Here is a 13,974-nt window from a genome sequence, read left to right as displayed (position 1 = left end):
ATTAAACGCTACTACTATATGCATTCATCAATAACCACTCGGAAAAAATCGAGTGATCATGGCATGGGAAAATTACTCAATTACCATAAGCATGCGAATGGTATTGAGGGCACCACTACACATGCTTCTTTCCAAATAACTGTATATACGAATCACATTTTCAGAATACATATTTCCTCTGAGGAGAAACAAGACACTAACCCATATTCTGTGATAGCACATCCCATTGAGGTGAATTTTCATGTAGAGGAAAATGATGAACGAGTCATAATTAGTACGTCAGCATTGGTTCTAGAAATTGACAAAGCTAGCACCAGGTTTACATTCCTTACTACCGATGGTCAAACCATCAATGAAGATGATACTTTTGGCGCCTCCTGGATCGGAGAGCAAGTTACTACCTACAAAAAACTACAGGAAGGGGAAAGATTCATAGGCTTAGGCGAAAAAACAGGGCCTCTAGATCGTCGTGGTCATGGCTATCAGCATTGGAACACAGACTTCTTTGGCTACCCTGTAGATGCAGACCCGTTGTATTGCTCCACTCCGTTTTATATGGGAATACATAACCAGCTGAGTTATGGCATCTTTCTAGACAATTCACACAAGACTCATTTCAATTTCGGAGCTTCTAACAGGAGGTTCTCTAGCTTTTCAGCCGATAGTGGTGACATGGACTACTACTTCATCCACCATGCGGAAGTAAAAGATATTATCAGCTCTTACTCGCACCTTACCGGTCGCATGGAACTTCCTCCACTTTGGAGCATCGGCTACCAGCAATGCAGGTATAGCTACTATCCAGACAAAGAAGTGCTTAATGTAGCACAAAATTTCCGTGATAGAGAAATTCCAGCTGATGTAATAGTTTTAGACATCCATTACATGGATAACTACAAAATATTCAGTTGGGACAAAGAGAAGTTTTCTAACCCTCAGCAAATCCTACAAAAGCTCAGAGATATGGGCTTTCATGTAGTAGTAATGTGTGATCCTGGCATTAAAATAGAAGAAGGCTATCCATCATATGAAGAGGCTAAAGACAAAAACTTATTCTTAAAATATCCTGATGGTTCATTATATGAAGGACAGGTTTGGCCAGGCTGGTGCCATTTCCCAGATTTCACTAAAGAAGAAACCAGAACCTGGTGGAAAGAGCAGTTTGCTGCTTATACTGACTTAGAAATAGATGGCTTTTGGAATGACATGAATGAGATAGCCACCTGGGGACAAAAACTACCAGACCTTATCCGCTTCCACTTTGAAGGAGAAGAGGCCACAGCCAGAAAAGGAAGAAATATATATGGCTTTCTCATGGCCAAAAGTACTTTTGAGGGTTCCAAATCACTGCTCAATAATAAAAGGCCTTTCGTACTCACTCGCGCCGGCTTCTCAGGCATACAACGCTACGCCGCCGTATGGACGGGAGACAACACGGCCAGTGACGAGCACATGCTGCTAGGAGCCCGTCTTGTGAACAGCATGGGCCTAACGGGCATACCTTTCGCTGGCTATGATGTTGGTGGTTTTGTAGGTAATGCCAGCGAAAAATTATTCGCCCGATGGATACAAATTGGAGCCTTCTCTCCTTTTTTTAGAGGCCATAGTAACATTAATACCCGGGATGCTGAACCATGGGCTTTTGGAGAAGAAGTAGAGGAAATTTCAAGAAATTACATCCAACTACGTTACAGACTTCTTCCATACATCTACAGCCTTTTTTATGAAGCTACTCAAAGCGGTCTGCCATTGTCACGTAGTCTGGCCATAGACTATACTCATGATTCAAAAATCTATGAAGAGAACTACCATAATCAATATTTATTTGGGCCTGCGATCTTGGTAGCCCCAGTAGAAAGCACTAAAGATTTCACCAAAGTGTATTTCCCTGAAGGTCATTGGTATCACTTCTTCTCTGACGAACAGGTTAAGGGTGCACAAGAGAAAATAATAGAATGTCCGATAGACATATTACCACTATACGTTAAAGCCTCCTCTATAATACCAATGGCCCAATCAGTACAATATAACACTAATACTTTAGGCAACACATTGGAACTACATGTTTACTATGGCAAATCTTTCAATTCATTTGAATATTATGAAGACGATGGAGAAACTTATAATTATCAAGACGAGAACTTTTGCAGAAGAACTATTCAGTTTTCGCCAGAAAATCAGGAACTGAAAATTGCAGAACAGAACGGAATATATCCATCTCAATTTACTACCATAAAGCTTTTCCTTCATGGGTTTCCAGATCAATCCTTTCAGGTTAATGGAAATAGAATGGAGTTAAAAGAAGAACAATATAGCTTCATTAAGCCAGTTTCTAACTTTGACCCTATTTACACAGAGCCAAACACTGTACCGGAAATTAAAGCACTCAAAAGCATAGAATTCACGAATACTACAGAGGCCATCAATATTCAATGGTCTAAATAAATATTACCTCATGAAACAATCATTATATATAATCACACTACTTACACTCTTTTTAGGTGCTTGCCATAAAGACACCTCTAATCAATCTCCCGATTCTCAACTATCAACAAAAAACGCCACTGCAGTTACATTCCCCGAGAGGGCTAAAGATATGACAATCTATGAAGTGAATGTGCGGCAATTTACACCTGAAGGCACTTTCAATGCATTTGCAGACCACCTGAAAGAGCTAAAGGACCTTGGCGTAGAGATGCTCTGGTTCATGCCCATTCAGCCTATAGGCGAAAAAAACAGAAAAGGGGCTCTGGGCAGTTATTACTCCATCAAAGATTACAGAACCATCAATCCTGAATTTGGCACCATGGATGACTTTAAAGACCTGGTAAAAAAAGCCCATGATATGGATTTTGTAGTAATTCTAGACTGGGTTCCTAATCATACCTCTTGGGATAATCCGTGGATCACATCTCATCCTGAATACTACGCAAAAGACAGCTTGGGTAACATCACTTATGAAGCTGACTGGACAGACATAGCCCTACTGGATCATACTAATTCAGATACCAGAAAAGCCATGATTGATGAAATGGAGTATTGGATTAAGGAAGTGGATATTGATGGCTTTAGATGCGACCACGCCGGCCATGAAATACCCTTATATTTCTGGGAAGAAGCAACAGCTAGGCTCAACCCGTTAAAAGACCTTTTCTGGTTAGCGGAATGGGATCAACCCAGAATGCACCTTGAGTTTCAGGCAACTTATAGCTGGGGCTTACTGCACCTTACGGAGGCCGTAGCTAAAGGAGAAGAGCCTGCAGAAGCCTTAAATACTTTCGTTCAAAAAGATTTGGCCGAATATGGCAAAAAAGCCTACAGATTAACCTTAACTACTAATCATGATGAAAATGCTTGGTCAGGTACTGTGTTCGAAAGATATGGAGATGGCCATAAGGCATTTGCCGCATTTGTATTTACTGCTTATGGTATTCCTATGATCTATAGCGGCCAGGAAGTAGGTATGGATAAGAGATTAGCCTTTTTTGATAAAGACTCGATTGACTGGTCTGATCCTAAGAAATTAAAGCCCTTTTACAAAAAACTAGTGCAGATACGTAAAGACAACCCCGCTTTATGGAGCGGTGAATATGGAGCAATGCCTGTTATAGTTAAAGATAACAATGACCATGTTGTATCATTCTCCAGAACCAAAGGTAACAATAAAGTGGTATCTATCATCAACTTCAGTGATCAAAAGCAAAGCATAACCACCCCTGGTAGCATAGCCGGTAATTATAAAGATTACATAACAAACGATAAGATGACACTCGAAGCTGAGGGCAATCTTCAGCTCAAACCATTTCAGTTTCATATTTTAATTGCTGAATAATGATGAAAGGTGTATCTATTACTTCAAAGAAACCTAAACTTAGTTTTTGGCAAATATGGAATATGAGTTTTGGCTTTTTAGGCATTCAATTTGGTTTTGCATTACAAAATGCCAATACGAGTAGAATTTTTGAAACCTTGGGTGCTGATACAGAAAACCTGGCCTTTTATTGGTTGGCAGCCCCGGTTACAGGTCTTGTAGTTCAGCCCATCATAGGTTATTATAGTGACCGTACCTGGCACCCTACCTGGGGTAGACGCAGGCCTTACTTCACCATAGGAGCGTTACTAGCCACAGCAGCACTTTGCATTATGCCTAACTCTCCTGCTCTATGGGTAGCCATAGGCACACTGTGGATCATGGATGGCTCTATTAACATCAGCATGGAGCCTTTCCGCGCGTTTGTTGGTGATATGCTTCCTGATGAACAAAGAACACAAGGTTTTGCTATGCAAAGTTTTTTTATTGGAATAGGTGCCGTAGTTGCTTCTATTCTACCTTGGGTCTTTAGTCACTGGTTAGGTGTCTCTAATCAGGCAGAAGAAGGCCAAATTCCCGACTCGGTTAAGTGGTCATTCTACATAGGAGCTTTCGCCTTTATTAGCGCCGTGATGTGGACCGTGTTTACCACTAAAGAATATCCACCTGAAGATGCGAATACAACTGATCAAGTAGATGCTGAATTGATCAATAATAATACTACTGCACCGGCTAATTATGTAAAAATAGGCTTAAGCCTTTTATTCATCACTATTGCTCTGTGCTCTTGGTTTTATATGGCTAACCTTAACCCTCAGCTTTATGTATTATGCGGAGTTATTGGCTTCTTTGCCATCGCCTATGTAGTTGCAGGCCTACTCATGATTAATAACAGTCCTACTAATGGCTTTATTCAAATTGTACAAGACTTTCAGCATATGCCCAAAACCATGGTACAGTTGGCCTATGTTCAGTTTTTCTCTTGGTTTGGTCTTTTCACTATGTGGATCTACACTAACTCAGCGGTAACGAGTCATATATTTAACTCTTCTGATCCTACCAGTGCGGCCTATAATGAAGGTGCAGATTGGGTCTCTTTCCTTTTTTCATGGTATAATGGCGTAGCCGCAATATTGGCACTTATTATCCCCTATATATCCAAAGCATTGTCTCGAAGACATACTCACCTAATAGCTTTGTGCTGCGGTGGACTTGGTCTGATATCCTTTTATTTCACTACCAACCATTACATGTTATTAGTATCTATGGCTGGTGTTGGTTTTGCATGGGCAAGTATTTTATCAGTGCCTTATTCGATGCTTTCGTCATCATTACCAGCAAAGAAAATGGGGTACTACATGGGGATTTTCAACTTTTTTATTGTAATCCCTCAAATTATTGCGGCCAGTCTTTTAGGTTTTTTAATAACGACCTTCTTTGATAGTGAATTCATTTTCGCTCTCATTTTGGGAGGCTGCTCTTTAATATTAGCAGGTGTATTATGCCTGTTTGTAAATGAAGAGAAGCAAAACATACCATAACTCACTCATAAACAGAAGTTTGCATTCAAGCGCAGGACTTTGGCACTAATTGTGTTAAATTATAAGAGAAAGAAACAATCATCATATGAAGAAAGTTTATCTATTCTCCTCACTGCTGATTATCAGCTTTTTAATACTTAATTGTTCCTCTGGTAAAAAAGCGCTTGAACAAGGTGATTACTATCAAGCTGTGCTTAAAGCCGTAAACAGATTAAGACAGAAACCTGATCATAAGAAATCAAAAGAAACATTGCGAGCGGGCTACCCCCTGGCTATTCGTACAATAGAGCAGGATGTGCAAAATACTCTTTCTGGCAACAGTAAGTATAAATACAAATCGGTACTTCAAAAATACCAACTAATCAATAACATGTATGAAGAGATCAGAAGGTCTCCAGGTGCTCTAAAGATCATCCATTCCCCAAAGAACTATTACAATGAGTTGCCTAAAATTCAAGAGATGGCCGCGGAGGAAAGCTACAGAGAAGGACTAAATGCACTTGAAAAAGATACTCGGGAAGGGGCCAAACAAGCTTACTACAATTTCAGAGATGTACAGTCATTTGTTGCTGGCTATAAAGACGTGGAGAATAAAATAGAAGAAGCCCTCTTTAAAGCTACTCTGAAAGTGGTAGTAGAACAAATACCAGTACCTACCAGATATAACCTCAGTGCTCGTTTTTTTCAAGACAAAATTGAAGAGTACTTGCATACTCATTACCGATCAAACTTGTTTGTAAGATTCTACAATCCACAAGAAGCCGAACGCGAAAACTTGCCATATGTAGATCAATATCTGCGATTACAATTTGACGATTTCACTGTAGGAGAAACACATATCTTTAAAAATACAGAAACATTTAGCAAAGATAGTGTCAAAGTAGGAACCGCTAAGCTTGACGATGGCTCGTCAGTAGATGTTTTTAACACGGTCAAGGCTAAGATGACCACCTGGAAGAAGGAAGTAATCTCAAAAGGCTTATTCAGTATGCAAGTTTATGATGCTCACACTAATGCTATATTAGTTCATAATAAGTTTAATGGAGAATTTGTGTGGGTTTCGAAATGGGGTAGCTATAATGGAGATGAAAGAGCCTTAACAGAAGATCAAATAAAAATATGCAATAATGAGGAGGTAATCCCTCCTCCCCCACAAGATTTATTCATAGAATTCACCAGGCCTATTTATGATCAACTGGTAAGCAGCGTAAACACCTATTACAATAGGTTTTAAATGTTACAGCAAGAAGAATGGTAGTGTGAATAGATTTTTTTCACACTACTTTATTATTTACGTTTTTTTCTAGAATTATATTTTTTTCTACCGTTGCTTCGGCTACCGGTTCGTGGTTTATATTCAGGACCTTCTCCAATACTAGCAGGAAGTTTTCCTTTAGGCACGGGGGTTTCTAAAAGTTTCTCTATCGCATAGAATTTATTCTGTTCTTTTTCATTCACAAATGTGAAGGCGACCCCTTTAGATGCTGCTCGGGCGGTCCTCCCTATTCTATGAATATAGTCTTCACCATCATTAGGCACATCATAATTCACTACTAGCTCGATATCTTCCACATCAATACCTCTACTTAAAATATCGGTAGCTACCAGAATACTGAGTTTCTTATTTTTAAAATCTCTAAGCACCTGCTCCCGCTCTCCTTGTTCAAGGTCTGAATGAATGTCTTCAACCGAAAACTCAAGCTTTTTAAGCTCTTTTGACAATTGCTTAGCGCTATTTTTTGTACTACAGAATATGATAACACTTTGCAACTTCTTAGCCTTAAGTAAATACTTAGCTAATGGTATCTTTTGATTATCATATAATATAAAAGCCGCTTGAGCTACCCTCTCCGCAGGTTTAGAAATAGCAATATTAATCTCATCAGGCTCCTGAAGTATTTTTCTAGCCAAATCTCTAATCTTAGGAGGCATGGTAGCAGAAAACATAAGATTCTGTCTCTGCTTAGGCAAATAAGATATGATCTTCATTAAATCATCATGAAAACCCATGTCTAACATCCTGTCTGCTTCATCTAAAACAAGGCATTTCAAATTACTAACCTGCACATACCCCAAGTTAAGGTGAGCTATGAGCCGGCCAGGCGTACCTATAATTACATCTGCCCCTTGTGACAAGGCTGACTTCTCCCTGCTAAAAGACTGACCATCTCCCCCACCGTAAACGGCAATAGAGCTTACAGAGGTAAAATATGATAATCCCTCCATTTGCTGATCGATCTGCACTGCCAGCTCTCTGGTAGGCACAATAATCAAAGCCTTTATATTACTCTGATCGTCATCCGCCTGTAATATCTGATGGATCACAGGAAGCAAAAATGCTGCTGTTTTACCGGTTCCGGTCTGAGCAGACGCGATTATATCCTTTCCTGAAATGATTTTGGGAATAGCCTGCTCCTGAACAGGAGTGGCATCTTCAAATCCTATGGCCGAAATACCCTCTAAAAGACGGTCATCAAGGCCCAACTCTTTAAACTTCAAATTTATTCCAATTTAAGATCACTTTTTAACTCCTCTTTTAAAGTCAAAATTACACTTTATGATTTTACGCAATTTAATGAAAATAATTTCTTTATCGTTGACATAATCATTTATCATTGCAGCTTCTAGTTTTAAAATTACAACTTCATGTTTAAGCATTTAATATTTGATTGTGACGGCGTTCTTGTAGACACCGAAATAGTGGCAGCAGAGGTAGTGTCTAAAGTATTGAATAAATATGGCCGCGAGGTATCTTTAGATCAGTACATAAGGGAATATACAGGAAAACTGATATCAGTCATTCTAAACACTATTCCTTCAGAAAATAGGGAGGGAATAAACATTCAAGAAATAATGCATGAATGTGAAATTGAAATATATAATCAGTTAAGACCGGTAGCGGATATGCCGGAAGTTGTAAAAACGCTTCCATTGCCTAAATCAGTGGTTTCAAATAGTGCGCTATGGCAGGTAGAAAAAGCAATCAATCACGTTGGGCTTAATGACGTTTTTGATCAAAGATATTTTTCTGCAGAAATGGTGCCTAACCCTAAGCCAGCTCCAGATGTGTATTTACATGCCTCTGAAACTCTAGGTATAGATCCTTCAAATTGCCTGGTGGTTGAAGATAGTAAAGCTGGTGTTAACGCTGCCGTGAAAGCAGGTATGACAGTAATAGGCTTCGTAGGTGCCAGCCACATATTACCAGGCCACGCAGAGGCACTTTCAGAAATAGGGGCTAAACATATTGCAAAAAATGCCCAAGAATTACAGTCTATTATAAAGGATTTAACTAAATAAGAATAAAATACTTGATTTCTTGACCTAAAAAACGAGGCAGTCTAAAAAGTAGTTTTAGACTGCCTCGTTTTTTTTCACCGCAAACAAAAAAGTCAGTTCTTAAAGAGCTGACTTTTTTGTTGTCACATATTCCTTTAAAATTAAACTCCTTCCAATTTGTAATCAGATACATCGTAGGCAAACAGCATAATCTTAGAAACAGAACCATCTCTATGTCTTGTAGCTGCATAATTCTCTTTTAAGAATTTAACCTCTCCAGACTTAGTAAGTCTTTTAAATTCTCCTTCCTTAGGCACTCCCGCTGAAAGGTCTCTCCAGAACATCTTATACTCTTCTGAGCTCTTGTCATCCTTAGATACTAATATTCTATGGTGTTCTCCCAATATTTCGTCACGTGTATACCCCATCAATTCCAGGAAGTTTCTATTAGCATTAAGGATTTTACCCTCCTCATCAAACTCAACAGTAGAAACAGATCGGTTAATGGCATCCATTGTACTCTCAGCCTCAAACTGGCTACGCTGCATTTCTTCCTGAGTAGCTTGTAGCTCTTCCATATTCTGACGCATCTCCTCTTCCTGAGAACGCATCTGCTCGGTCATTTCTTGAGATTCTTCTAATAGCTTCTGTGTTTTTGCATTTATTTTCACAGATGATACGGTAGACGCAATGCTTTCTGCTATTTTCTCTACAAATTCCTTTTCGTAATCTTCAAAGTTTTTGAATGATGCCACTTCTACTACACCATATATTTCATCATTTACTTTTAAAGGCACTATCAGTACACTTCTAGGATTAGCATCTCCTAAACCAGAGGTGATTTTGATGTAATTATCAGGAACTTCTGTTAAATAAATACTATCTCTTTCTAACCAAACCTGACCGGCAAGGCCTTCGCCCTTAAATACCTTTTGATCGACATATTTTTTCTTATCCCAAGCATAACAAGCCGTAAGTACCATATATGGCTCATCTTCACTATTATCCTCTTCAATAATGTATAAACCTCCCTGATTAGCTCCTAGATATTTTACCAGGTTACTAATAATATCATCAGAAAGTTTCTCTATGTTATCATTATTCTTTCTAAGAATATCTCCGAATTTAGCCAAACCTCCAGTAGACCAGCTTCTTTTCTTATCTTCTTCAGCCACTCTATAAAGGTTATTTCTCATCTCGATAAGAGCATTACCCAATGTATCATGCTCACTTAAAGGATTAAATTCAGAGTCATAATTACCTTTACCTATATTTTCTGCAAAGAAGGTGGTAGACCTTAAACCAGTCACCAGATTATCCATAGCCGTAGCCATTTCACCAATCTCATCATTGCTGAATTTCCTGTTTCTTTCATCTACAAGCTCACCTTTACCCAACTTCACCAAAATATCCTTGATATAGTTAATAGGTCGGGTAATATTCCTGGCCATAATAAAGGCTATAATTAAACTTAGAGAAACTATTATTAATCCTGTTATAACAGTAATGGTCCTTAGTTGGCTGGCAGCTTCTTTAAGTTCAACATCAGAATCTTCAGTCACATTTTGCTGTGTTACTGCCACCTTATCAAGGTCTGCTGTAATTGATGCTGTTAACGGAATAACCTGACTATCTACAGCATCTTCCGCTAATAGTTTAGTCAAAGGATCTTCATAATTCTCGAATGTAACCAGCTGAGACATAATGTCTTTTTCTACGGTCATAAGCTTTTCAAACTTTAAGAACGCAGAATCAATTAAAGCCTTTTGGCTATCAACTTCCCATTCAACCTTTAGGTTATTAATCTTATCCTTAAGCTGTGGGTATTCAAATTCGTGAAGATTTTTTAAAGCTTCTTTATCATCAGTATTACTTTGTAGATAAACCCAGTTAGTGATTAACATTTTTGACCTGGTCACTAAAAGGATAAAGTCATTGATAGCTTCTTTAGAAGGTCTTATAATTTCTGAAGACGTATTTACTACCGAGTCAATCTTATTACCGTTAATAAAGATGATTGATGCATTAACGATAAAAAAGACAATAAGCACTAAGAAGCCTCCAAAAATCTTATTGCCTATTTTAAATTTTATTTTTCCCATAAGGTTGAGATGACATATAATTAAAAAATAAAAAAATTAGATCAAAATAGCTAGCCTCGTAAGTTCTGAAGAAACTTTCAAATCAGCCCTATCCATTGCAGATCTATTCAATTCAAATGCAAGTTTTCCGTTTTTATTTACAAAATTGATGTTGCTACCCTGCACACCTAAACCTTCCTTTTCGGTAATTAATAGTGTATTAGCAGAACCAACTTTGTTCAATATACCAGAGATATCATCAGTGTAATTTTTAGATATAAAAACGATATCTGCCTTATCTAGACCGTTCAAATTAGTATATTTCTTCACTTGTATATCTCTGGTTCCTGCTTTTTTGGCAGCAGCCATTCTTTCTAATTCGTCTATAATTGGAGAATCACCCACAATTCCTATCACAAAATCTCCTTCCTCACTAGAAGAGGGCCATTGTACATACCTTATAAAGCTATAAATGTAAACGGCATGCAGCTGATAATTTTGGGCCAAGCCTACAAAATTTATCAACAGAAGAGAAAACAGAAAAAAAAGCCTTTTCATGAGATGGATAATATTAAGCCTTCACTATACATGGTTTAAATTAAGCTGGTATTAATTGAATTTCAAAAAAATAGTTAAAAATAGCAACCTAATTTCTTATCCAGTTTGTAGAAGTAAAGTAACCCATTTTATCTGAGGTAATATTTTTGACCTTTACTTTTATTCTTATTGTAAGAACTTTATTACTGGTATAAACCTTTTAAAGAAAAAGTAAATAAATGAAATTTCCTGATTTTTCGCTAATCTTAATTATTATCTTATTTTGTTCATGTACAAATATGAAAGAATCCGACAAGAAAGCAACAGTGAAATATGAAATAGAAAAATCTCCTTCAGAGTGGAAGAGCCAGTTATCTGAAGAAGAATATGATGTTCTTAGAAAAAAAGGAACTGAAAGAGCCTTTTCTGGCAAATACTGGGACAAAAAGGAAGATGGTGTATATTACTGTGCTGGCTGCCACCAAAAGTTATTTAGTAGTGATACTAAATATGAATCGGGTACGGGTTGGCCAAGTTTCTATCAACCTATTGATGAAGAAAAAATTGGGATTATTAAAGACCAAAGCTTGGGAATAGTAAGGGAAGAGGTGGTTTGCAGCCGATGTGGAGGGCACCTTGGACACGTATTTCCTGATGGACCTGAGCCCACGGGACTCAGATACTGTTTAAACTCAGTAGCACTAGACTTCAAAAAGGAATAACTACTCCTTTATTGAAGGCATAACCCACAAATGGCTGAACCAATGCCATGCCCCATCTTTAGAAGGAACTGTGAGCGTATATAGTGTTCTTCTGCGCTTTAAAATCTCCTTGCTTTTTACAGAAATTTCAACAATCGAATCTGTTTTGACAACTTTCATATCACACTCACCTCCTTGTATAAAACATTGAAGGTTGTTGATCTGCAAATCTTCACTTTTAAAAGCTACTTTTAGCTCTGGAGGATTACCATTTTTCAGCAAATGCTTATCTGGCACCTCCGATTGAACAAAAAGAGTTTGCATCTTTGCTTTTTCCTTAAATCCATTCAAAGAAGCGTAGCTACTGGCCATAGGAAATCTTGGTATGGCATAGAAGTCAGAGGAAGAATTCATGACACCCGAATTTTGAGCCACCGCTCCTATAAATCCCATTTCTTTAATAATAGATTCCATCTCCTTATCATACTCACCGTAAGGATATGCAAAAACTGTGGGAGTTAAAGACAAGTGCTGTTTGAACAGTTTTTGAGCTTGGGCCACGTCTGATTGAAAATGTTTATACCTTATGGTCTCCTCATAATTCAGAAAATAGCCATGAGAGTGACTATGATTACCGATTTCTATACCCTGATCCATAACTTCCTTTATTCCTTCCCAGGTCATATAGCTACTTCCTCCTACGGTCTCTGTATTAACAAACAGAGTTGCCGAAACGCCATGCTTTTTCAATATGGGCATAGCACCTGTTTGGAATGACTTATACCCATCATCTACAGTAATAACAGCTATCTTTCTTTCTTTTGAGCTATATTTCAAATACTCAATGGCGTTCGAAAGGGTTAAAATTTCAAATTCCTCATCTTTCAGGTATTGTATGTGCTTCTCAAACGTAGAGACATCTACATTGGTAGAAGGATATTTCTCATCTCCAAATCTATGATATACAAAACAAGTTATAGATTTTCGACCATTAGCTATACCTTGAGCTTCCACCTGCTTACCCGACGGACCGGCACAACCTGCCACTACTATTAAAAATAGTATCAGTTGATAAATGTGATTTTTAATAGGGAAGTATTTTCTCTCCGTCATGATAGTAAGATGGATCTAATGTCAAAGAATCATATTGAGTTAAATTATTTTTATTGATCAACAAATTAAGCCTTGAAACATAGGTATATCTCAATTCAGAATAATTTTTAAGGAAATATGTCAACTTAGTAGGTTCTTTCGGTTTCACTCTTTCCTTACGAAACTCTTTATAAGCAGAAGACCTGGCTAGCATATAGAAATAATCCTCAATGGAGCCATTAATATCTTTATAACTTCTTACATAAATTGATTGGTCTCCCCTATTGTGCAACGCTTGCATTCTTTCTTCTTCAGAGCTATAAGACCAAATTCCGAATATATTATTTCCCTCTACAAAAAAGCGAGAAGTTCCCCAACCACTTTCTACCGCAGCCTGAGCCAGGACAATACTGGTAGGGTGCGTAGCCAATCTATTATATAGGTCCTTAGCATCTTTTGCATTAAAACGGTCGATATAGTCCGCCAGAAATAAGCTGTCTGATTCCTGTACTTGCTTATTATTTTGCTGACTCCACATGATATCACCTATCCTTTTTCTGTCTATTGATATATTATGCTTTACCTGAAGTACAGATGGCAATATCATTTCAATAAACTTTTTCTTTTTTTTCTTCAAAGAGAGCTGGTCGAAGCTAAATTCATTGAAATAAATGACTGGTCTTACCCATTTCTCGCTTACTGGAAGGATATCAGCCGCACTTCTTACTATTACAAAAGGCGTTTTTAGCAATGGGTCATCCTCACAAGATGAGGTACAAAGTAAAATACCCAGACATAATAACACAGTTGCTATCCTGCTTGATTTAATGTTTCGCATAACTTTATTCTTACACGAAAATAGGGAGGTTTGGTTAATAAGTTTATCTGTTTAAAAAACAAGTCCTATATTCGTGCATTCACCAGATCATTTA

11 protein-coding genes are annotated in these 13,974 nt (G+C 37.8%); 6 read left to right on the top strand and 5 right to left on the bottom strand.

All coding sequences use genetic code 11. The annotated features are described in order from the left end of the window. Positions 1–18: 18 nt before the first annotated feature. The 4 genes from JL102_RS06300 (at position 19) to JL102_RS06285 (ending at position 6,586) form a co-directional block, all read left to right on the top strand. On the top strand, positions 19–2,445 hold the full coding sequence (locus tag JL102_RS06300) for a glycoside hydrolase family 31 protein (protein WP_202243416.1): 2,427 nt from the start codon (positions 19–21) through the stop codon (positions 2,443–2,445). 10 nt (positions 2,446–2,455) lie between these two features. Beyond that, positions 2,456–3,832, top strand: coding sequence for an alpha-amylase family glycosyl hydrolase (locus JL102_RS06295; protein ID WP_202243415.1), 1,377 nt, complete (start codon positions 2,456–2,458; stop codon positions 3,830–3,832). A gap of 2 nt (positions 3,833–3,834) precedes the next feature. Then, on the top strand, positions 3,835–5,352 hold the full coding sequence (locus JL102_RS06290) for an MFS transporter (protein ID WP_202243751.1): 1,518 nt from the start codon (positions 3,835–3,837) through the stop codon (positions 5,350–5,352). Between the two features lie 85 nt (positions 5,353–5,437). Further along, positions 5,438–6,586 (top strand): hypothetical protein, encoded by a 1,149-nt coding sequence (locus tag JL102_RS06285; protein ID WP_202243414.1) that lies wholly within the window; start codon positions 5,438–5,440, stop codon positions 6,584–6,586. Between the two features lie 53 nt (positions 6,587–6,639). On the opposite strand, the gene JL102_RS06280 is transcribed toward JL102_RS06285, so the two are convergent. Next, positions 6,640–7,851, bottom strand: coding sequence for a DEAD/DEAH box helicase (locus tag JL102_RS06280; protein ID WP_202243413.1), 1,212 nt, complete (start codon positions 7,849–7,851; stop codon positions 6,640–6,642). Between the two features lie 147 nt (positions 7,852–7,998). Here JL102_RS06280 and JL102_RS06275 point away from each other — a divergent pair, with 147 nt between their 5' ends. After that, positions 7,999–8,652, top strand: a complete 654-nt coding sequence (locus tag JL102_RS06275; RefSeq protein ID WP_202243412.1) for an HAD family hydrolase — start codon at positions 7,999–8,001, stop codon at positions 8,650–8,652. Between the two features lie 140 nt (positions 8,653–8,792). Here the strand turns inward: JL102_RS06275 and JL102_RS23965 are convergent, their stop codons facing one another. Together JL102_RS23965 and JL102_RS06265 are read right to left on the bottom strand one after the other, a co-directional pair. Continuing rightward, complete coding sequence (locus JL102_RS23965) at positions 8,793–10,733, bottom strand: PAS domain S-box protein (protein WP_202243411.1); 1,941 nt, start codon at positions 10,731–10,733, stop codon at positions 8,793–8,795. Positions 10,734–10,769: 36 nt separating this feature from the next. Next, positions 10,770–11,270, bottom strand: coding sequence for a YfiR family protein (locus JL102_RS06265; protein WP_202243410.1), 501 nt, complete (start codon positions 11,268–11,270; stop codon positions 10,770–10,772). Between the two features lie 278 nt (positions 11,271–11,548). On the opposite strand from JL102_RS06265, the gene msrB reads away from it, so the two are divergent. Beyond that, a complete protein-coding gene (msrB, locus tag JL102_RS06260) occupies positions 11,549–11,971 on the top strand; it encodes a peptide-methionine (R)-S-oxide reductase MsrB (RefSeq protein WP_237390445.1) in 423 nt (140 codons plus the stop codon). Here msrB and JL102_RS06255 read toward each other — a convergent pair whose 3' ends face one another. Next, positions 11,972–13,063, bottom strand: a complete 1,092-nt coding sequence (locus JL102_RS06255) for a polysaccharide deacetylase family protein (RefSeq protein ID WP_202243408.1) — start codon at positions 13,061–13,063, stop codon at positions 11,972–11,974. After that, complete coding sequence (locus tag JL102_RS06250; protein ID WP_202243407.1) at positions 13,035–13,880, bottom strand: glucosaminidase domain-containing protein; 846 nt, start codon at positions 13,878–13,880, stop codon at positions 13,035–13,037. The genes JL102_RS06255 and JL102_RS06250 overlap by 29 nt, the downstream gene beginning before the upstream one ends. Positions 13,881–13,974 lie beyond the last annotated feature (94 nt).

It is taken from the genome of Fulvivirga sediminis (assembly GCF_016757215.1).
Lineage (GTDB): Bacteria > Bacteroidota > Bacteroidia > Cytophagales > Cyclobacteriaceae > Fulvivirga > Fulvivirga sediminis.
Note: the sequence above shows the minus strand (reverse complement) of the source record. Positions and strands in the feature narration are given on the sequence as shown.

Excerpts from the sequence above, each read along its gene's own strand:
- JL102_RS23965 (WP_202243411.1), bottom strand. The coding sequence starts at position 10,733 with ATGGGAAAAATAAAATTTAAAATAGGCAATAAGATTTTTGGAGGCTTC.
- JL102_RS06250 (WP_202243407.1), bottom strand. The coding sequence starts at position 13,880 with ATGCGAAACATTAAATCAAGCAGGATAGCAACTGTGTTATTATGTCTG.
- JL102_RS06255 (WP_202243408.1), bottom strand. The coding sequence starts at position 13,063 with ATGACGGAGAGAAAATACTTCCCTATTAAAAATCACATTTATCAACTG.
- JL102_RS06290 (WP_202243751.1), top strand. The coding sequence starts at position 3,835 with ATGAAAGGTGTATCTATTACTTCAAAGAAACCTAAACTTAGTTTTTGG.
- msrB (WP_237390445.1), top strand. The coding sequence starts at position 11,549 with ATGAAAGAATCCGACAAGAAAGCAACAGTGAAATATGAAATAGAAAAA.
- JL102_RS06265 (WP_202243410.1), bottom strand. The coding sequence starts at position 11,270 with ATGAAAAGGCTTTTTTTTCTGTTTTCTCTTCTGTTGATAAATTTTGTA.
- JL102_RS06285 (WP_202243414.1), top strand. The coding sequence starts at position 5,438 with ATGAAGAAAGTTTATCTATTCTCCTCACTGCTGATTATCAGCTTTTTA.
- JL102_RS06275 (WP_202243412.1), top strand. The coding sequence starts at position 7,999 with ATGTTTAAGCATTTAATATTTGATTGTGACGGCGTTCTTGTAGACACC.
- JL102_RS06295 (WP_202243415.1), top strand. The coding sequence starts at position 2,456 with ATGAAACAATCATTATATATAATCACACTACTTACACTCTTTTTAGGT.
- JL102_RS06300 (WP_202243416.1), top strand. The coding sequence starts at position 19 with ATGCATTCATCAATAACCACTCGGAAAAAATCGAGTGATCATGGCATG.